The sequence below is a fragment of the Sphingomonas sp. CFBP8993 genome (assembly GCF_034044895.1).
Taxonomy (GTDB): Bacteria; Pseudomonadota; Alphaproteobacteria; order Sphingomonadales; family Sphingomonadaceae; genus Sphingomonas.
The window spans coordinates 44930-63494 of record NZ_JAXCWU010000007.1 but is presented as its reverse complement, the minus strand read 5'-3'; the positions used below and the strand labels follow the sequence as shown (position 1 = coordinate 63494).

The following is an 18565-nucleotide window of genomic DNA, read 5'->3' as shown; positions in this document are numbered from 1 at the left end:
GTTCTCGCTGAACGCGATGATGTCTGCTCGTGCAAAGGGTCCGCCCCGGCGGAGGCCGGGGTGGTCGCCGTAAGGATGCGGGGCGGGAAGCGATATGCCCCCGCCCCCCTCACCTCACGCCGCGCGATTCTGCTCGGCGAGCGTCGGGTAATCGATATACCCCTCCGGCCCCTGGCTGTACCAGGTCTTCATATCGCTCTCGTTGAGCGACGCGTCGGTGCGCAGCCGCTCGGGCAGGTCGGGGTTCGCCAGGAAGGTACGGCCGAACGCGATGCCGTCCGCGACACCCGAATCGAGCGCCTCTTGCGCCTTTTCGCGGCTGTCATAGTCGCTGTTCAGGATCAGCGGCCCCTTGAAGACTTCGCGGATCTGCGGCGAGAGCTTGGGCACGTCGGTCTTGCCGAAGGTGCCGTCCGGGCCGGGCTCGCGCAGTTCGAGGAAGGCGATGCCCAGGTCCGACAGCATCTTGGCCGCGGGCACAAAGACCGAGGCGGGATCGCTGTCGTCCACGCCCTGGCTGTCGCCATTGGGGGACAGGCGAACGCCGACCCGCTCCTTGCCCGCGACGGCGATCACCCGCTCGGTGATTTCGCGGAGCAGGCGGATGCGGTTCTCGGGGCTGCCGCCATATTCGTCCTCGCGGGTATTGGCCCCGTCGCGCAGGAATTCGTCGACCAGATAGCCGTTGGCGGCATGGATCTGCACCCCGTCGAACCCGGCGGCCAGCGCATTGCGCGTCGCCCGCTCGTAATCCTCAAGCAGACGCGGGATTTCCGAGAGTTCGAGCGGCCGAGCCGTCTCGAAGTCCTTCTTGCCCTCATAGGTATGCGCCTGCCCCTCGGTGCGGGTGGCGGAGGACGAGACCGGCTGCGTGCCCGTCACCGAGCTATGTACCTGACGGCCCATATGCCAGAGCTGGGCGACGATCCGGCCGCCCGCCTTGTGCACGGCGTCGGTCACGGGCTTCCATGCCTCGACCTGCTCGTCACTCCACAAGCCCGGCGCATAGGGCCAGCCCAAGCCCTCGCGGCTGATACCGGTAGCCTCCGAGATGATCAGGCCCGCACTGGCGCGCTGGGCGTAATATTGCGCCATGATCGGCGTCGGCACCGCTTCCCGTGTGGCGCGGGCGCGGGTGAGCGGCGCCATCAGGATACGGTCGGGGGCGTGGATCGCCCCGAGATCGATGGGGTCGAAGAGCGTTGGCATCAGAATGCAATCCTTTCGCGGCCTTTCCGGCCTGACGCAACGCAGATAGGGCGTTAAGGGACCCCATGCCCGTGTCCGCCCCCCCAAGAAAAAATGAGCGCGTTGAAAGCGCTGGTCTATCGGGCCGGAGCGGAACCAACCCATTGCCTTCGACACCGCCGCTCGCTTTCGCGGCGGTCATCCTCGCCAATGTCGCGCTCGCCTTCGGACCGCTGCTGGTCCGCATGGCCGATACCGGGCCGGTCGCATCGGCCTTCTGGCGGATCACGCTGGCCGCCCCGGTACTGGTGCTGATCGCGCTGGTCGGGCGTGCGAGACCGCGAATGCCGGGCAAGGGACAGGCGGGGTTGTGGGCGCTGCTGCTGATCGGCGGGATCGCCTTTGCGGGCGATCTGGGCACCTGGCATATCGGAATCCGCCAGACGACGATGGCCAACGCCACGCTGTTCGGCAATTCGGCGACCTTCATCTTTCCGCTCTATGGCTTCCTCATGGCGCGGGCCTGGCCGTCGCGCACCCAGGGTCTTGCCCTGATCCTGGCCGCGATCGGTGCCGGGTTGCTGATGGGGCGCAGCTATCAGGTCGATCCGCGCCATCTGGTCGGTGACCTGCTGTGCGTGCTGGCGGGCATCCTCTATGCGCTGTATTTCATCCTGATGTCGCGGGTGCGGGTGTCCATGCCGCCGGTCGCGGCGCTCGCCTGGTCGACCATGGCCAGCATCGTGCCGCTGTTCGTCTTCGCCACGCTGCTGGGCGAGCGGGTGTGGCCCGGTCACTGGAGCGCGCTGATCCTGCTGGCACTGGGGAGCCAGATCATCGGCCAGGGGTTGATGATCTATGCGCTGGGCCTGCTCAGCCCATTGGTCGTCGGCCTCGCGCTGCTGGTGCAGCCGATCGTGGCGACGGCGATCGGCTGGGTGGTATATGGCGAGACGCTGGCGCTGCCCGATCTGGTCGGCGTGGCGATGGTCGCCGTCGCGCTGGTGATGGTACGGCGCGGATCGAGCGGGACGGTTGCCAAGCCGGGCGCCAAAGCCGAACGACAGGATGACGGGTAAGATGATGACCGAGGCTGCCATGACCGATGTTCAGGACCTGACTCTCGACGAAGTGCGCGCGGCGCTGGCCGAGGGGATCGCCGCCAACGCCGCGTTCGACGGCTGGGGCGACGATGCGCGCGACATGGCGGCGGATGCGGCCGGGATCGACCGCGACATTGCGCGACTCGCCTTCAAGGACGGCGCCGTCGCGATGATCGACGCCTGGTTTGCGCAGATCGACGCGGTGATGGTCGAGTCGGTGCCCGTCGAACGGGCCGCGCAGATGAAGATCCGCCAGCGCATCACCGCGCTGGTCGAGGCACGGCTGGCCGCCGTCGCCCCGAATCGCGAGGCGCTGCGCCGCGCGCTGACGATCCTGGCGATGCCGCAGAACGCCGCGAGCGGCGCGCGACTTGGCTGGCGGACGGTCGATACGATCTGGGCACAGGCCGGCGACACCGCCACCGACTATAACCACTATACCAAGCGCGCGACGCTGTTCGCGGTCTATGCCTCGACCATCGCGGTGTTCCTGAACGACGAGAGCGAGGATCATGCCGATACGCGCGCCTTCCTGGCGCGTCGGATCGACGGGATCATGCGGTTCGAGAAGTGGAAGGCGGGCATGGCCAAGCGGGGCGAGAACATGCCGAGTCTGTCGCGGTTTATCGGGCGGTTGCGGTATCCGGCGGTGTAAGGGTCAGGCGCTCCCCTGGCCTTCGACTTCGCTCAAACTGAACGGAGCGAGGCAATGGGGCCTGGCATAGACATCCGTTCGCACCGAGCGAAGTCGAAGTGCACGCCCCGAACCCGCCCAAACCCGTCATCCATTTCACCAGCGGGTAATTGATAATCAATCGCACTGTGGTTATGTACACCCCATGGCGATGCTCAGCAGTCTCGAAACCCTTCCCCGGCGGCAACCGGCGACCGTGGCCGCGATCGACTGGACGCAGCTGGCGCTGCCCGAGGCGCGGCGCCTGCGCGAACTGGGTTTCGACGAGGGCGTCGGGATCGAGGTGTTGCACCGCGCGACCCTGGGCGGCGGGCCGATCGCCTGTCGGATCGGCCGGATGACCGTGGCGTTGCGTCGCCGAGTCGCGGCTTCGATCCGCGTCGCGACGGGCGCTTGAGGTCCAACCGACCATAATGAACGCCGCACCGCTGGTCGCGCTCGTCGGCAACCCCAATGCCGGCAAAAGCGCCCTGTTCAACGCGCTCACCGGCGCGCGACAAAAGGTGGGCAACTATCCCGGCGTCACGGTCGAGCGGCATTCGGGCCGACTCGTGCTGGACGATGGCCGCCCGATCGAACTGGTCGACCTGCCCGGCGCCTATAGCCTCGACCCCGGCAGCCTGGACGAGGAGGTCACGCGCAACGTCGTCATGGGATCGCAGGCGGGCGAGCGTCGCCCCGACGCGATGGTCGTCGTGGTCGATGCCGCCAATCTCGACAACCACCTGCGCTTCACGCTTCAACTGATCGCCCTCGGCCTGCCGGTCGTGGTCGCGCTCAACATGGTCGATCTGGCGGAACGCGACGGCCTGACGCTCGACGCCGACATCCTCGCGCGTGAGCTGGGCGTGGCGGTCATCCCAACCGTGGCGGTGCGCCGTCGTGGCCTGGACGCACTGAAGGCCGAGATCGACCGGCTAGTCAGCCAGCAGCGCGGGCACGCCGTCGCGGCCGCCGACAAGATCGACGACATCGTCACGCTGCAACGCCGCGCGCGCCAGATCGCCGCGACCGCGACGGTAGCCGAGACGCCGACCCGCCGCTGGACGCACATGCTCGACTCGGTCGCGCTGCACCCCATTGTCGGGCCGATCCTGCTGGTCGGCTTGCTCTTCATCATGTTCCAGGCGGTCTTCGCCTGGTCCGAGGCGCCGATCAGCTGGATCGAGCAGGGCTTCGTCTGGCTGGAGGCGCAGGTGGGTGCCGCCTTGCCGGAAGGCTGGGTGCGCAGCCTGATTACCGACGGCCTGATCGCCGGTGTCGGCGCGGTCATCGTCTTCCTGCCGCAGATCCTGATCCTGTTCCTGTTCATCCTGGTGCTGGAGGCGACCGGCTATATGGTCCGCGCCGCCTTCCTGATGGACCGGCTGATGGCGCAGGTGGGCCTTTCGGGCCGTGCCTTCATCCCGCTGCTGTCCTCCTTCGCCTGCGCGGTGCCGGGGATCATGGCGACGCGGACGATCGATGACGAGAAGGACCGGCTGACCACCATCCTGATCGCGCCGCTGATGACCTGCTCGGCGCGACTGCCGGTCTATACGATCATCATCGGGGCGTTCATTCCCGACCGGCAGGTGCTGCCCTTTGTGGGATTGCAGGGGCTGGTGCTGCTCGGCCTCTATCTGATGGGCATCGTCGGCGCGTTCTTCGCGGCGCTGCTGCTGCGCCGGACGGTCACCAAGGGTGCGTCGTCGGGCTTCATGATGGAAATGCCCAAATATCAGTGGCCGCATATCCGAGACGTGGCCCTGGGCCTGTGGAGCCGTGCGCTGATCTTCCTGAAGCGCGCCGGGACCACCATCGCGTTGACCACCGTCATCCTGTGGGCGCTGTTGTCCTTCCCCAAGCCGCCGGAAGGCTCGGGGATCTCACCGGTCAATTATTCGATCGCAGGCCGCATCGCGAGCGGGATCGAGGTCGTGGTCCGCCCGATCGGCTTCAATCGCGATATCGCGCTGGCCCTCGTCCCCGCCATGGCGGCGCGCGAGGTCGCGGTCGCGGCGATCGGCACCGTCTATGCCATCGACGATACCGAGCATGAGGGCGGGCAGAAGGCGATGACCGACAAGCTCAAGCGCAACTGGTCGATCCCCACCGCGCTCGCCTTCCTGATGTGGTTCGTCTTCGCGCCGCAGTGCATCTCGACCATCGCAGTGACGCGCCGCGAAACCAATGGCTGGAAGTGGCCCGCGTTCATGGTGGGCTACCTTTTCGTGACCGCCTATGTCATGGCGGGCATCACATATTGGCTGGCCGTATTCGCCGGCCTTTAGACCAAGCACAGGACTGATACATGGCGGGCAGCGTCAACAAGGTGATTCTCGTCGGCAATCTGGGACGCGATCCCGAGAGCCGCTCCTTCCAGAATGGCGGCAAGGTGGTCGAACTGCGCATCGCCACGTCCGAGTCGTGGAAGGACCGCAACAGCGGCGAGCGCAAGGAAAAGACCGAGTGGCACACGGTCAAGATCTTCAACGAAGGTCTGGCCAATGTCGCCGAGCGTTTCCTGCGCAAGGGCTCCAAGGTATACATCGAAGGCGCGCTGACCACCCGCAAGTGGCAGGACCAGCAGGGTAACGACCGTTACTCGACCGAGGTGACGCTGCAGGGCTTCAACTCGGTGCTGACCATGCTCGACGGCCCCGGCGGCGGCCAGGGCGGCGGCGGTCGTGGCGGCAGCGACTTTGGCGGCGGTGACGATTTCGGCGGCGGCGACTTCGGTGGCGGGTCGAGCGGCTATGGCGGCGGGAGCGGCGGCAACCGCGGCGGCGGCGCGGGCAGTTCCGGCGGCACGGCGCCGAGCGGGAACGGCGGCAATCGTGGCGGGTTCGGACAGGGCGGCGGGTTCGCCGACGATCTGGACGACGACGTTCCGTTCTGATCGGGCGCGTCCCATCAGGTAAAGAACATGCAGGATACGGGGTTACACGAGGATCGGGGCGCGGATCATGGGAATGGGGGGATGGACATGCTCGACCCCCTGACCATCCCCGAGGAGACGCGGGCCGCGATAATCCAGGCCTATGACCTGTCGGGCTATCGCGACAGCGGCTGCCTGGACGATCTGGCGGCGTTCGCGGCCGAATTGTGCGGCACCCCCGTCGCGCTGATCAGTCTGGTCGAGGAAGAAACCCAGCAATTCCTGGCGGCGATCGGCTTTGACGAGGCTCGGACGCCGCGCGATACCTCGTTCTGCGCCCATGCCATGGTCGCGGGTGACCCGGTGATGGTCATCCCCGACGCCAGCACGGACCCGCGTTTCCTCGACTTCCCACTGGTATCGGGACCGCCCCATATCCGTTTCTATGCGGGCGCGCGTCTCGTGTCGCGCGAAGGCGTGCCGCTGGGCGCGATCTGCGTCATATCGCCCGAGCCCCGGCCGGAGGGGCTGACCCATTTCCAATATTGCGGACTGGAAATCCTGGCGACCGCCGTCATGGGCCGGTTGCAGGATCGTCGCGCCCAGCTGGAATATGAGCGCACCGTCGAGGCGTCCGAGGCACGTGTCGCCGACAGCGAGCAGCGCTTCCGCACACTCGCCGACACCATGCCGCAAATGGTCTGGTCGACGCTGCCCGACGGTTTCCACGACTATTACAACGCCCGCTGGTATGATTTCACCGGCATGCCCAATGGTTCGACCGACGGCGAAGGCTGGAGCGGCATGTTCCATCACGACGACCAGGACCGGGCCTGGGCGCGCTGGCGGCAAAGCCTGACGACCGGCGAGCCCTATCAGATCGAATATCGCCTGCGGCACCGCGACGGTACCTATCGGTGGGTCTTGGGGCGCGCATTGCCCATCCGCGATGCCGAGGGGCGGATCATCCGCTGGTTCGGCACCTGCACCGACATTCACGAGCAGAAGCTGGCGCTGGAAGAACGCGAGATCGTCAGCCAGGAACTCAGCCACCGGATCAAGAACATCTTTGCGGTGATCTCGGGCCTGATCGCCTTTGCCGCGCGCAGCCATCCGGACTTTTCGGCAATCGCGCGCGATCTGCGCGACCGGATCACCGCGCTGGGCCGCGCGCACGACTTCGTCCGCCCGCATAGCGCCCAGTCACGGCCCAAGGCGCGGCAGGACTCGCTGCATGGGCTGCTTGGCGACCTGTTCGAACCTTACCGCGATGGCGAGGCCGGCTTGCGTATCCATGTCGCGGGTGACGATGTGCCGGTCGACGACCGCTCGGCAACGCCGTTGGCGCTGCTATTCCATGAACTGGCGACCAATGCCGCCAAATATGGCGCGCTGTCGGCGATCAACGGCCATGTCAGGCTGTCGAGCCATTGCCGGGGCGAGATGGTCACGCTCTGCTGGCAAGAACGTGACGGCCCGCCACTGGAGGCCACGCCCGCCCATGCCGGTTTCGGCTCGCAACTGGTCGAATTGTCGGCGGTCCGCCAATTGGGCGGCACGGTACGGCGTGACTGGCAGCGCGAGGGGCTGGTGGTGACGATCGACGTGCCGCTGGCCGCCTTCAGCCGACCGCCTGGAACAGGCCCCTGTCGCTAGAATTTGATCCATCCAATTCGAAGCGCCACCCCGGCGGAGGCCGGGGCCCAGTCGGGGGTGCCGTTGTGATGGTCCCGCCCGCTTTATCAATGAAGCCTTCGCAACTGGACCCCGGCCTTCGCCGGGGTGGTAGGACAATAGTTCGGGGCAGGTGGATCAAACTCTGGGGTCAGCCGCCCCTTTCCATGCCTCGCATCGCACGCCTTCCCCTGTCGGGAAGGCGTAGAGGCCAAATAGTCTGAAGCGGGTTATTTCGGGAAAAGGGCCGGAACCATGCGTTCCGGTCATCATCAGAATTCAACGGCCCGCCGGGGCGGTCACATCACCATGCCGAGCGGGATGACGTCCTCGTTCGGGGCCGCCGACTGGCCCGCCGCCATTGCGGCTGCGGCCAGGATCGCGCGTTCGCTGAACGGCTTGCGGATATAGCCCAGCGCCTTGATGTCCGATCCGATCTGCGACGGGTTGGCGGTCACGAACACGATCGTCACGCCGAAATCATCAGCCAGCCGACGCGCAATCTCGGGACCCGTCGCACCGTCGCGCAGGTTCACGTCGACAAAGGCAAAGGAGCAGCCGGGCGCGGTTTCAAGAGCGGTGCGGCTATCCGCCGCGATCCCGGCCACATTATAGCCGGCATCGGTCAGAATGCGCTCCAGATCGAGGGCCACGAATATCTCGTCTTCCACGATCAGGGCGGTTTGGCTCATGTCAAATTCCCGTCACTTTCGTCCTCAACAGTCTTGATCCAGATAAAGTTCCGCAACTGTCGCCGTTTCAGCGACGTAACAGGAAAACGGCATGTTCGGCGCGGAAATTGGCCGCCGCCGCGCTGGTCGGGCGGCCACGCGACAGGAACCAGCTGCCCTCGACGGTGATCCGGCGCTCGCCGACGAAGGCCCGGAAATCGTCGATCGTCACATGGTGAATGTTGGGCGTGTCATACCATTGTTCGGGCAGCAGCGGCGTCACCGGCATCCGCCCGCCCCACAGCAGCGACAGCCGCACCCGCCAATGCGCGAAATTGGGGAAGGAGACGAAGGCGCGGTTGCCGATGCGCAGCAGGTGATCGAGCACATGGTCGGGTGCGCGCGCGGTCTGCAACGTCTGGCTGAGGATGGCATAGTCGAACCCCTTGTCGGGATAGCCCGCCAGGTCGATGTCCGCGTCCCCCTGCACCACCGCCAGCCCGCGCCCGACCGCCGAGGCGACATTGGCCGGATCGATCTCCAGCCCGCGAGCATCCACGCCCGCACCGTCGCGCAGCGCCGCCATCAACTGGCCGTCGCCACAACCGATATCCAGGACGCGCGCGCCGCGTGCGACATGCCGCGCGATGATCGCCAGGTCGGGGCGAAGCGGCTCGCTCATGGCTCGGCCCGCAGGAAGCCGTCGATCACCCGGTTCATCTCGGGCGCTTCGAGCAGGAAGGCGTCATGGCCGTATGGGCTGGACAGCTCGACGAAGCTCGCCGCCGCGCCCGCCGCGTTCAGCGCCTGCACCACGGCGCGCGACTCGGCGGTGGGATAGAGCCAGTCGGTGTCGAAGCTGACCAGGCAGAAGCGCGTGGCCGTCCCCCGGAAGGCGTTGGCGAGCAGCCCGCCATGCTCCTCAGCCAGATCGAAATAATCGAGCGCACGGGTGATATAAAGGTACGAGTTCGCGTCGAACCGATCGACGAAACTCAACCCCTGGTGCCGCAAATAGCTCTCGACCTGGAAATCGGCATCGAAGCCGAAGCTCTTGGCGCCGTCCGGCCGGTCGGGCCGCGCCTGGAGCCGCCGCCCGAACTTCTCGGTCAGCCCCGCCTCGGACAGATAGGTGATGTGCGCCGCCATCCGCGCGACCGCCAGGCCGGCAGCGGGGGGATCGTTCGATTCGTAATAGGCCCCGCTGCGCCACTTCGGATCGGCCATGATCGCCTGTCGCCCAACCTCGTGAAAGGCGATGTTCTGCGCCGAATGCCGCGCGGTCGAGGCGACCATGACACACGCGCGCACCCGCTCCGGATAGGTCGCGGCCCAGCTGATCGCCTGCATGCCGCCCATCGAGCCGCCGACCACGGCCTTCAACGGCCCGACGCCCAGATGGTCGAGCAGCATGGCCTGCGCGCGCACCATGTCGCGGATGGTGATGACCGGAAAGCGCATCGCCCAGGGCTCGGCGGTCGAGGGATCGATCGTCGCCGGACCCGACGATCCCATGCAGCTGCCGATCACGTTCGAACAGATGATGAAATGCCGCGCCGGATCGATCGGCTTGCCCTCCCCCACCAGCCGGGTCCACCAGCCGGGCTTGCCGGTGCGCGGATGGGGCGAGGCGACATGCTGGTCGCCGGTCAGCGCATGGCAGATCAGGATGGCGTTGGAGCCATCGGCGTTCAACGTGCCATAGGTTTCGTACCCGATCTCGACCGGGGACAGCAGCCCGCCGCCGTCGAGCCGAAGCGGCCCCGGCAGCACGACATGGCGCGACAGACCGAAACGCCGGTCGTCGCTATGGGATAAAGCGGAAACGGAAGCGGCCATGGAGGAATATCCGCTAGGCCGCGATGCTTGGCAACGCAAGGGCGGGGCCGCTATGGCGTTCGCCATGACCGAGCACAAAGCCCCCGAACCGATCTCCTGGGTCAAGGCGATCGCGCCCTATGTCCCCGGCCGTGCGACGACCGATGACGGACGCAAGGTCGTCAAACTCTCGGCCAACGAGAATCCGCTGGGCACCAGCGAAAAGGCGCGCGCCGCCTTCGCCGCCGCTGCCGCGCATCTGGAGCGCTACCCCGACCCGGGCGCGACCGCGCTGCGCGAGGCGATCGGCGCGGTCCATGGCCTGGACCCGGCGCGGATCATCTATGGCACCGGCTCGGACGAAATCCTGCACCTGGCGGCGGGCGCGTTCGCGGGACCGGGGGACGAGATCATCCATGTCCGCTACGGCTTTGCGGTCTATGAGATCGCGACCCGGCGCGTCGGGGCGGAGCCGGTGGTGGTCGCCGATCATGACTATGCCACCGATGTCGACGCGATCCTGGCCGCGGTGACGGCCAAGACCAAGGTGGTGTTCGTCGCCAACCCCAACAACCCGACCGGCACCTATGCGGGCGCGGGCGAGATCGCGCGGCTCCATGCCGGGCTGCCGAGCCATGTCCTGCTGGTCCTCGACCAAGCCTATGCCGAATATCTGGAGCCGGGCGAGGATGATGGCGGTCTGGCGCTGGCCGAGCGCGCGGGCAATGTGCTGGTGTCGCGGACCTTCTCGAAAATCCACGGCCTGGCGGCCGAGCGGATCGGATGGGGCTATGCCGCGGCCCCGATCGTCGACGCGCTCCACCGTATCCGCGCGCCGTTCAACGTCACCATCGCCGGGCAGAATGCCGCGATCGAGGCGATCCGCGACCGCGCCTTTGTCGAGGCGTCGCGCGCGCACAATGCGAAATGGCTCGGCTGGTTCGAGGAGCAAATCGCGGGCCTGGGCAATGCGGGCCTGCGCTGCGTGCCGTCCAAGGCGAATTTCTCGCTGGTGCTGTTCGAGGGCGAGTTGACCGCCGAGCGCGCCTATCACGGGCTGATGGATGCGGGCTATATCGTCCGCTGGCTGCCAGGACAGGGTCTGGGCCAGGCCCTGCGCATCACCATCGGCACCGAGGACGAGATGAAGGGCGTGCTCGCTGCGCTGCGTGCCATGGTCGGATCAGAGGGGAAGCGGGCATAATGCTGCCCTTCGCGCGGATCACCATCATCGGGCTCGGCCTGATCGGCTCCTCGGTCGCGCGCGCGACGCGCAAGGCGATGCCGACCGCGCGGATCACCGCCTATGATGCCGACCCGGAGGTGCGCGAGACGGTCCGCGCGCTCGACCTGGCCGACGACGTGGCGGACACGGCGGGGGCGAGCGTGATCGACGCCGACTTCGTCATCCTGTGCGTGCCGGTCGGCGCGATGGGCGCGGTCGCGGCCGAATTCGCCGACGACCTCCCCCAGGACGCGATCGTCTCCGACGTGGGCAGTTGCAAGGCCGCCGTCCTGACCGCGCTGGCCGAGGCGCTGCCCGGCACGACGATCATTCCGGCGCACCCCGTGGCGGGCACCGAGCGCAGCGGACCGGAGGCGGGCTTCGCCACGCTGTTCCAGAAGCGCTGGTGCATCGTCACCCCGCCCGAGGGCGCAGACGAACTGGCGGTCGAGCGGGTGGCGGAATATTGGCGACGGCTGGGCGCCGATGTCGAGCTGATGGCCCCCGACCATCACGACCGGGTGCTCGCCGTCACCAGCCATCTGCCGCACCTGATCGCCTATACGATCGTCGGCACCGCCAGCGACCTGGAGGAAGTGACCCAGTCCGAGGTCATCAAATATTCCGCCGGTGGCTTCCGCGACTTCACCCGCATCGCCGCATCCGACCCGACCATGTGGCGCGACGTGTTCCTGACCAATCGCGAGGCGGTGCTGGAGATGCTCCAGCGCTTCTCGGAGGATTTGAGCCAGCTGCAACGCGCGATCCGCTGGGGCAAGGGCGACGAGCTGTTCGAGTTGTTCAGCCGCACCCGCGCCATCCGCCGCTCGATCATCGACCAGGGCCAGGACGATGCACGCGAGGATTTCGGGCGGAACCACGAGGGCTGAGATAATCCTCCCCTGCAAGGGGAGGGGGCCGCCGCGAGCGACGACCTGCATGGAAGCCCCCCTCCGTCAGGACTTACGCCCTGCCACCTCCCCGTGCCGGGGAGGATTCCAGCGCATTCATCGCCGCATGCACCTTCGCCTCCGCCTCCGCGCGCGGCAGGCCCGGGGGGATCACCTCACCGAAGCGCAGCGTCACCACGCCGGGCCGCTTCAGGCCCTTTCGCGGCCACACGATCCCCGAATCGGTCGCCACCGGCACCACCGGCATGTTCAGCATCCGATAAAGGCCTGCAAAGCCGGGCTTGAGCGGCGGCGTCTCGCCGGGCTTTACCCGTGTGCCCTCGGGAAAGATCATGATCGCGCGGCCCTGCTTCACCGCGCCCTGCGCATCGCGCATCATGCCGCGCATCGCCTTGGCCGAGGCGTTGCGATCGACGACGATCGCGCCGTATTTGCGGACCGTCCATCCCCAGACCGGAATATTGGCCAGTTCGCGCTTCAGCACCATTGCCGGGCCGTCCAGGATGCGTTGCAGCTCCATCGTCTCGAACATCGCCTGATGCTTGGCGGGATACAGCGCCGGGGTCGTCGGCCGCGTCCCTTCCACCCTGACCCGGATACCCAGGATCCAGCGGGTGCACAGCCGATGGAATGTCGTCCAGGCCGTGGCCCAGTGCACCACCGCATGACGCCCGCCGACCGCGATCAGCGGCGACAGCAGCGCCATGACCGCCGACACCGGATAGAAGATCGCGACGAACACGATGTTGCGAAGAAGAATCACGCGCCAATCCCCGTCCAAAGCGCGATCCTGCGCAGGATCAGCTTGTTATATTCATTGACCAACGTGCCCATGCGCGGCTCCGACGGCACGCCGTCGCCCAGCACCAGCACCTGCTTGTCGAGCGCGGCGGTCAATTCCATCTTCGCGCGCGGCAGATGCCAGTCGGAGGTGACCAGCCGCACGGTGCGATAGCGATGCTGACGCACCCAGGTCGCCGTTTCCTCGGCATTGGAGCGGGTGTCGACCGCCTCGCCGCCCAGGTCGATGCAGCACGCGAACAGCGATGGCGATGTGCGATAGGTCCGCGCCAGGTCGATCGGCCGCACGCCCGGCGCGACGCCGGTGACCAGCATCCGCTTGGCCTGATGCGCCTTGAGCAGCGCGATCCCGCGATCGATCCGCCCCGGCCCGCCGGTCGGCACCACGATCGCATCGGTGGTGTTGTTCTCCAGCGGGTGCGGCAGGGTCAGCATGAAGGCCGCGAAGCCCAGGCACCAGGCAAGCGCCGCCAGACCGATCAGCCGCAGCATCAGAGCATCCGCCGCATCTGGCGCAACACCGCCAGCCGCGCCGCGACGACCGCCAGCGCGACGAAGCCGAACGGCAACGCGGTCAACATGCCCAGGTCGGCGACACCCAGTTGCAGGCCGCCGAGCAGTTCGGATTCGAGCGTGCCGACCTGCCGTGCGATCAGCAATATGGCCCCGCTCGCGATCACGCTGCCCGCCACCGCGCCGATCCCGGCATCGAGCGCGATCCGCCGCTGGAACAGCCGCGCCACCTGTCGGTCGGTCGCGCCCAGCATATGGATGACCTCGATCGTGGCGCGGTGCGCCTCCAGCCCGGCGCGCGCCGCCAGCATGACGACCGCCCCGGTCGCCACCAGCATCAGCAGGATGATCGCTCCGGCCAGCCAGGCGGCGGTGTCGAGCAGCCGCCCGACCGGCCCCAGCCAGGTCGCATGGGCATCGACCCGCGCCGCCGGGCTGGCCCGCGTCACCGCCGCCGTCACCCGCGCGATCGCGGCCGCATCGTCGCTGTTCAGGTCGACATCGACCAGGGCCGGGACGGGCAGGCCCGCCGCCTCGGCATCGGTGCCCAGCCAAGGCTCCAGCATCCGCGCCAGATCGGCCTGCGCCACCGGCGTCGCCCGCGCGACATCGGGCAGGGTGCGCAGCACGCGCAGTACCTGCGCGGCGGCGGCGTCGCGGCGCTGCGTCTCGCCCTCGACGATCTGGACGGTCAGCCGCCCCGCCATCTGCCGATCGAGCGCGCCCGCCGCATGCGCGGTCGCCAGCCCCGCCGCGCCGGACAACAGCGTCAGGAACAGCATGATCGCGATGACCCAGCTCATGACATGCGCGCCGCCGCCATCGTCGAGCGCGCGCGCCTCCGCCCCGCCCCGCGTCGCTTTGGTCCGTGTCACAGGCCGCTCCGCACGACCGTCGATCGCGGGGCCAGAGGGGCCGGGGGCTGCGCTGGTGTCGGCACCTCGGGCCATTCGGCGTCGACCAGGCGACCGCGCTCCAGATGCAGGTGGTGTGCGCCCGGCACCCGTTCGATCAGGTGCCAGTCATGCGTCGCCATGACGACGGTGGTGCCCAGGCGGTGCAGCGAGCTGAACAGGTGAAGCAGCCGTTCGGCCATGGCGGGGTCGACATTGCCGGTGGGCTCGTCGGCGACCAGCAGTTCGGGCCGGGCGATGACCGCCCGCGCGATCGCCACCCGTTGCTGCTCACCGCCCGACAGGGTCGCGGGCCGCGCGCCCGCGCGTTCGGACAGGCCGATCCATGCCAGCATCTCGCGCACCGCACGCGCAATCTCCGATTCGCTCATGCCCGCGACGCGCAGGGGGAGCGCGATATTGTCCGCCGCCGACAGATGCGGGACCAGCCGGAAATCCTGGAACACCACGCCGATCCGCCGCCGAAAGCCCGGCAGCCGGTCCCGCGGCAGGATCACCGCATCCTCGCCGAACAGGCGGATGATGCCCCGGCTGGGCCGCTGCGACAGATAGAGCAGGCGCAGGAGCGACGTCTTGCCTGCGCCGCTGGCGCCGGTCAGGAAATGGAACTGGCCCGAGCGCAACGTGAAGCTGACGTCGCACAGGGTTTCCTCGCCCGCGCCGTACCGAAGGCCGACATTCTCGAACTGGACGATGTTCGCCATGCTCCCTCGGCCTTGGCATGGCCCGCCGCTCTCTTCAAGTTCCGCGCTTCATGCTTGCCACGGCTAGGGGCGGCGTGCTTACTGAATGGACGGGGGCCTGAACCGGATGGCCTGTCCGTCTGTGACCCGTCCTGTTCGTCCCCGTCCTGTTCGTCGAAGTGCCTGTCCGCATGATCCTGGAATGCCCTGAGTGCCGCACCCGCTATCTGGTGCCCGACAGCGCGATCGGGCTCGAAGGGCGGACCGTGCGCTGCGCGAATTGCCGACATAGCTGGTTCCAGTCCCCGCCCGAGCCGGAGGACGAGCCGCCCGTGATGGCGCCCCTGCCGCTGGGCGATGTCACGCACGAGCCCTTGGCCGAGCCGGCCGCCCCGCCGCCCCCACCGCCGCCGCCCGTGATCGCGCCGACGCCCGCGCCGCCGATCCTGGCGCAGGAGGATGCGGGCTTCGACGCCTTTGCCCATCGCCCGCCGTTCCGCGCCCGCCGCAACCCGGTGCGCCGCTGGACGATCGGTGCGGTCGCGGCCTGCCTGTTGCTGCTGCTCGCCACCGCCGCGATCATGTGGACGGGGATGCCGGGCATCGGCGGCTGGCTGGGCCTAGGCAAGACCGAGTCGGCGCTTGAATTGCGGTCGAACCCGATCGAGCGGCGCGAGCTGGAAAACGGTTCGGAGCTGTTCGCGATCTCGGGTCAGATCATCAATCCCTCGGCCAGCGCCCAGCGGGTGCCCGACCTGCGCGCCGAGCTGAAGGATGCGCAGGGCCGCGTCGTCTTTTCCTGGGCGATCGCGCCGCAGCAGCGGACGCTGGGCCCCGGCGCCTCGATCGACTTCAACTCGGCCAAGCTGGACGTGCCGCCCAGCTCCAAGCGGCTGGATCTGAGCTTTGCCGGAGAGGGCCGCGCAACGAACTGATGCGGGTTGCTGGCGTGGGCTTCGGCCTACGCCGCCCGCAACCGCCGCGCGACGACCGCAAAGCGCGTCCCGTGCAGCACCGCCGCCACCAGCATCCCCAGACCCGATGCCCAGGCGAGCGCCGACGCCCCCCACCCCGCCGATACCAGCCACCAGCCCAGCCCGCCGGTCACCACGAAATAGGCGATGATGCTGTTGATCCCCGCCACAACCTGATCGTTCAGCGAGCGTAGCGCATAGACCAGCACGACCTGCACCCCGTCGAACACGATGAACGGTGCCCAGATCATCAGCATGGCGGCCGCCGCCCAGTGCGCGTCGGGCAGGGCCGGGAACAGGCCGACCACCGTCTGTGGTACGGTCCACAGCCCCAGGCTGCACAGGCCCATCGCCAGCGCCGCCATGCCGACCGCCAGCAGGCTGCGCGGTACAGCGGCGCGCGGCGCGCCCTCGCCCACCGCATTGCCCGCCCGCACGCCTGCCGCCGATCCCAGCCCGATCGCCAGCGCGAAGGTGACGTTGTGCAGCGAGAAGACGATCTGGAAGCCATGCGCGGTCGCATCACCCAGCCGCGTCGACAGCGCGATCAGGACGGCGAACCCGGCCAGCTCCAGCCCCGATGCGACGGCAGGCACCGCGCCGAATCGCGCCAGCCCGGCCGCCCCGGCCAGCGTCGGGGCCCAGGCCGCCCGGTCCATCCGCCGGAGCCCGCGCGCCTGTCCACGCGGCAGGGTCACCGCGCTCGCCACCATCGCGACCGCCCCGATGGCCGAGGCGATGACCGTCGCCAGTGCCGCCCCCACCGCCCCGAGTGCAGGCAGCCCCACCTCGCCCCCCGCCAGCGCCCACGCGAGCAGCGCATTGATCGGCAGGATCGACAAATTGACCATGGTCACGCGGCGCGGACGGCTGATCCCCTCCAGAAAATAGCTGGTGGCGATCATCACCATCTGAAACGGATAACCCAGCGCCATGACCGCCACGACCCGCGCGCCCGGTGAGACCAGCGGCGGCGCCACCCCGGTCCCGGCGAGCAAAGGTGCCGCCCCCAGCCCCAGGATCAGCATCGCCGCGACCCCCAGCATCAGCCCCAACACCATGCCGTCGCGCATCGCCTGCCCCGTGGCGGGCAGGTCGCCCGCGCCGTCGGCCCGCGACGCGCGCACCAGCACCCCCGACAGCCAGGCCAGCCCGGTGACGATCGCGATATAGGTCAGCGAACGGCTCGCCGAGAGGGCGGCCACCTCATGCTCACCCACCCGGCCGACCACGACCACATCGGTGACGTGCAGGATCGTCCAGTTCAGGCTGGTCAGCATCACCGGCCAGGCCAGGCCGAGCAGATGGCGCGCCTCTGTCCGGTAGGGGGCCCGATCGGGGGCCGGGGGCCGAACCCCATCGGGGCGGAGGTTTTGCGTCATGCCCCACACCTAGGAACGAAGAAGGTTGGACGAAAGGCATTGCGCAGTCCGTATCGCTTTGCTAGGGGCACCCGCCTACCAGCCCTCCGGCTTGCCGGTGGTGACTATCGAGTGCGGTCGTGGCGGAATTGGTAGACGCGCAACGTTGAGGTCGTTGTGGCCGAAAGGCCGTGGAAGTTCGAGTCTTCTCGACCGCACCAGATTTTCCAGAGCAGATAGGTTGATGGACGGCTCCGGCCGTCCCCCCCTTTCCGGACGACCGGCGGAAGGATGATCCATGCCCTGTGCTGTCTGCGGCCGCGCGATTCCCGACAAGGCCCGTCGCTGCGTTCATTGCGGTGCCATGCAACCGGCGAACGATGGCGATGCGCCCGTACCGGTCAACCGGATCGGCCGCGCGATCGGCATCCTTCTGGCCGCCGCATTGATCCTGTTGGTCGTCCTTGGCCTGATGAACGCGCCGCGCTGACGCCGATCCCCTGCGGCTTGGCCTGGCGCGTCAGTCCAGCGCGATGATCGCGGCGAGCGCGTCGATGCGCAGCGGCGAGACGAAGCGGAAGCCGAAGCGGCCATCCTTCACCCAGCAGATCGTGCCCGGGATGGCGGTGCCCAGCGGGTGCACGACGATGTGCCCGGCAAGACCCGGCTGGACCGGGCCCGCCGCCTCCAGCTTGGCCCCGCCGGCCGATACGTCGATCATCGCGGCGGTGAATTTCCGATCGCCCAGGCGGACATCGGCCGTGCGCGCGACCGGGAAGCGTGGCGGGCGCGGGATGGTCCCGTCCTCATTCTCGTTCGAGAAAATCTGTTCATAGGGCTGGGGCGAATCGAACTGCACGCCCGCCTTCTGCCCCTTTACCCAGCGCACCGTGCCCGAGACGGGTGCCAGACCGCGCACCTCGACGCAGATCGCATCGCCTACGGTCGGCACGTCGACGAACCGCGCCATCAGGCCATTGGCCGAGATATTGTGGACCAGGCACACGCCGGGCCGATCGCCGCACAGCTTGCCCAACAGCAGGACCGCCGAATGCCGCCGGCCCGCCCGCCGCTCGGCAGACGTCCCTTGCTGCTGTTCGACCTGTTCCATGCCCGTCCTTTCGACCAGGATCGCCCCCGTGCGATTTCCGGTTTCGGGCCTGCTCTAACCCAAC

At 68.1% G+C, this 18565-nt stretch carries 20 protein-coding genes and 1 tRNA gene; 11 read left to right on the top strand and 10 right to left on the bottom strand.

Features of this window, described 5'->3' with window-relative positions; all coding sequences use genetic code 11:
* Positions 1–114: 114 nt before the first annotated feature.
* Positions 115–1209: an alkene reductase gene (locus SOM26_RS15280; protein ID WP_320453575.1), complete on the bottom strand. Its 1095-nt coding sequence runs from the start codon at positions 1207–1209 to the stop codon at positions 115–117.
* A gap of 65 nt (positions 1210–1274) precedes the next feature.
* Between SOM26_RS15280 and SOM26_RS15275 the strand changes: the two genes are divergently transcribed.
* From SOM26_RS15275 to SOM26_RS15250, 6 genes are all read left to right on the top strand, one after another.
* Positions 1275–2267 carry a DMT family transporter gene (locus SOM26_RS15275; protein ID WP_320453574.1) on the top strand — a complete coding sequence of 331 codons (993 nt, stop codon included), beginning with the start codon at positions 1275–1277 and terminating at the stop codon, positions 2265–2267.
* Positions 2257–2946: a COQ9 family protein gene (locus SOM26_RS15270; protein ID WP_414712073.1), complete on the top strand. Its 690-nt coding sequence runs from the start codon at positions 2257–2259 to the stop codon at positions 2944–2946. The genes SOM26_RS15275 and SOM26_RS15270 overlap by 11 nt, the downstream gene beginning before the upstream one ends.
* A gap of 184 nt (positions 2947–3130) precedes the next feature.
* The gene (locus SOM26_RS15265; protein ID WP_414712072.1) at positions 3131–3382 is read left to right on the top strand and encodes a FeoA family protein; all 252 of its coding nucleotides are present in this window, start codon (positions 3131–3133) and stop codon (positions 3380–3382) included.
* Positions 3383–3398: 16 nt separating this feature from the next.
* Positions 3399–5258, top strand: coding sequence for a ferrous iron transporter B (gene feoB / locus SOM26_RS15260; protein ID WP_320453573.1), 1860 nt, complete (start codon positions 3399–3401; stop codon positions 5256–5258).
* 20 nt (positions 5259–5278) lie between these two features.
* Complete coding sequence (ssb, locus tag SOM26_RS15255; RefSeq protein ID WP_320453572.1) at positions 5279–5866, top strand: single-stranded DNA-binding protein; 588 nt, start codon at positions 5279–5281, stop codon at positions 5864–5866.
* A gap of 87 nt (positions 5867–5953) precedes the next feature.
* Entirely contained in the window at positions 5954–7501 is a 1548-nt protein-coding gene (locus tag SOM26_RS15250) for a sensor histidine kinase (protein ID WP_320453571.1), read from the top strand.
* Positions 7502–7818: 317 nt separating this feature from the next.
* Here SOM26_RS15250 and SOM26_RS15245 read toward each other — a convergent pair whose 3' ends face one another.
* From SOM26_RS15245 to metX, 3 genes are all read right to left on the bottom strand, one after another.
* A complete protein-coding gene (locus tag SOM26_RS15245) occupies positions 7819–8211 on the bottom strand; it encodes a response regulator (protein ID WP_320453570.1) in 393 nt (130 codons plus the stop codon).
* Positions 8212–8278: 67 nt separating this feature from the next.
* Positions 8279–8872: a methionine biosynthesis protein MetW gene (metW, locus tag SOM26_RS15240; protein WP_320453569.1), complete on the bottom strand. Its 594-nt coding sequence runs from the start codon at positions 8870–8872 to the stop codon at positions 8279–8281.
* Entirely contained in the window at positions 8869–10029 is a 1161-nt protein-coding gene (gene metX / locus SOM26_RS15235; protein WP_320453568.1) for a homoserine O-acetyltransferase MetX, read from the bottom strand. The genes metW and metX overlap by 4 nt, the downstream gene beginning before the upstream one ends.
* 64 nt (positions 10030–10093) lie before the next feature.
* Between metX and hisC the strand changes: the two genes are divergently transcribed.
* The gene (gene hisC / locus SOM26_RS15230) at positions 10094–11212 is read left to right on the top strand and encodes a histidinol-phosphate transaminase (protein WP_320453567.1); all 1119 of its coding nucleotides are present in this window, start codon (positions 10094–10096) and stop codon (positions 11210–11212) included.
* Complete coding sequence (locus tag SOM26_RS15225; protein WP_320453566.1) at positions 11212–12123, top strand: prephenate/arogenate dehydrogenase family protein; 912 nt, start codon at positions 11212–11214, stop codon at positions 12121–12123. Before hisC ends, SOM26_RS15225 begins: the two co-directional genes overlap by 1 nt.
* A 73-nt stretch (positions 12124–12196) precedes the next feature.
* Here SOM26_RS15225 and SOM26_RS15220 read toward each other — a convergent pair whose 3' ends face one another.
* Genes SOM26_RS15220 through ftsE form a run of 4 tightly spaced genes read right to left on the bottom strand, consistent with a single transcriptional unit; the run spans position 12197 to position 15076 of the window.
* Entirely contained in the window at positions 12197–12907 is a 711-nt protein-coding gene (locus tag SOM26_RS15220; protein WP_320453565.1) for a lysophospholipid acyltransferase family protein, read from the bottom strand.
* Positions 12904–13440 carry a YdcF family protein gene (locus SOM26_RS15215; protein WP_320453669.1) on the bottom strand — a complete coding sequence of 179 codons (537 nt, stop codon included), beginning with the start codon at positions 13438–13440 and terminating at the stop codon, positions 12904–12906. The genes SOM26_RS15220 and SOM26_RS15215 overlap by 4 nt, the downstream gene beginning before the upstream one ends.
* Positions 13437–14333, bottom strand: coding sequence for a cell division protein FtsX (locus SOM26_RS15210; RefSeq protein WP_320453564.1), 897 nt, complete (start codon positions 14331–14333; stop codon positions 13437–13439). The genes SOM26_RS15215 and SOM26_RS15210 overlap by 4 nt, the downstream gene beginning before the upstream one ends.
* Positions 14330–15076, bottom strand: a complete 747-nt coding sequence (ftsE, locus tag SOM26_RS15205) for a cell division ATP-binding protein FtsE (protein WP_320453563.1) — start codon at positions 15074–15076, stop codon at positions 14330–14332. Before ftsE ends, SOM26_RS15210 begins: the two co-directional genes overlap by 4 nt.
* A gap of 170 nt (positions 15077–15246) precedes the next feature.
* On the opposite strand from ftsE, the gene SOM26_RS15200 reads away from it, so the two are divergent.
* Positions 15247–15990, top strand: a complete 744-nt coding sequence (locus SOM26_RS15200) for an MJ0042-type zinc finger domain-containing protein (RefSeq protein ID WP_320453562.1) — start codon at positions 15247–15249, stop codon at positions 15988–15990.
* A gap of 26 nt (positions 15991–16016) precedes the next feature.
* Here the strand turns inward: SOM26_RS15200 and SOM26_RS15195 are convergent, their stop codons facing one another.
* Positions 16017–17411, bottom strand: a complete 1395-nt coding sequence (locus tag SOM26_RS15195; RefSeq protein ID WP_414712071.1) for an MATE family efflux transporter — start codon at positions 17409–17411, stop codon at positions 16017–16019.
* A gap of 113 nt (positions 17412–17524) precedes the next feature.
* On the opposite strand from SOM26_RS15195, the gene SOM26_RS15190 reads away from it, so the two are divergent.
* Together SOM26_RS15190 and SOM26_RS15185 are read left to right on the top strand one after the other, a co-directional pair.
* Positions 17525–17611 (top strand) — tRNA-Leu (locus SOM26_RS15190).
* Positions 17612–17754: 143 nt separating this feature from the next.
* Positions 17755–17880 (top strand): hypothetical protein, encoded by a 126-nt coding sequence (locus SOM26_RS15185; RefSeq protein WP_320453561.1) that lies wholly within the window; start codon positions 17755–17757, stop codon positions 17878–17880.
* A 30-nt stretch (positions 17881–17910) separates the two neighbouring features.
* On the opposite strand, the gene SOM26_RS15180 is transcribed toward SOM26_RS15185, so the two are convergent.
* Positions 17911–18501, bottom strand: a complete 591-nt coding sequence (locus tag SOM26_RS15180) for a PilZ domain-containing protein (RefSeq protein ID WP_320453560.1) — start codon at positions 18499–18501, stop codon at positions 17911–17913.
* Positions 18502–18565: the final 64 nt, after the last annotated feature.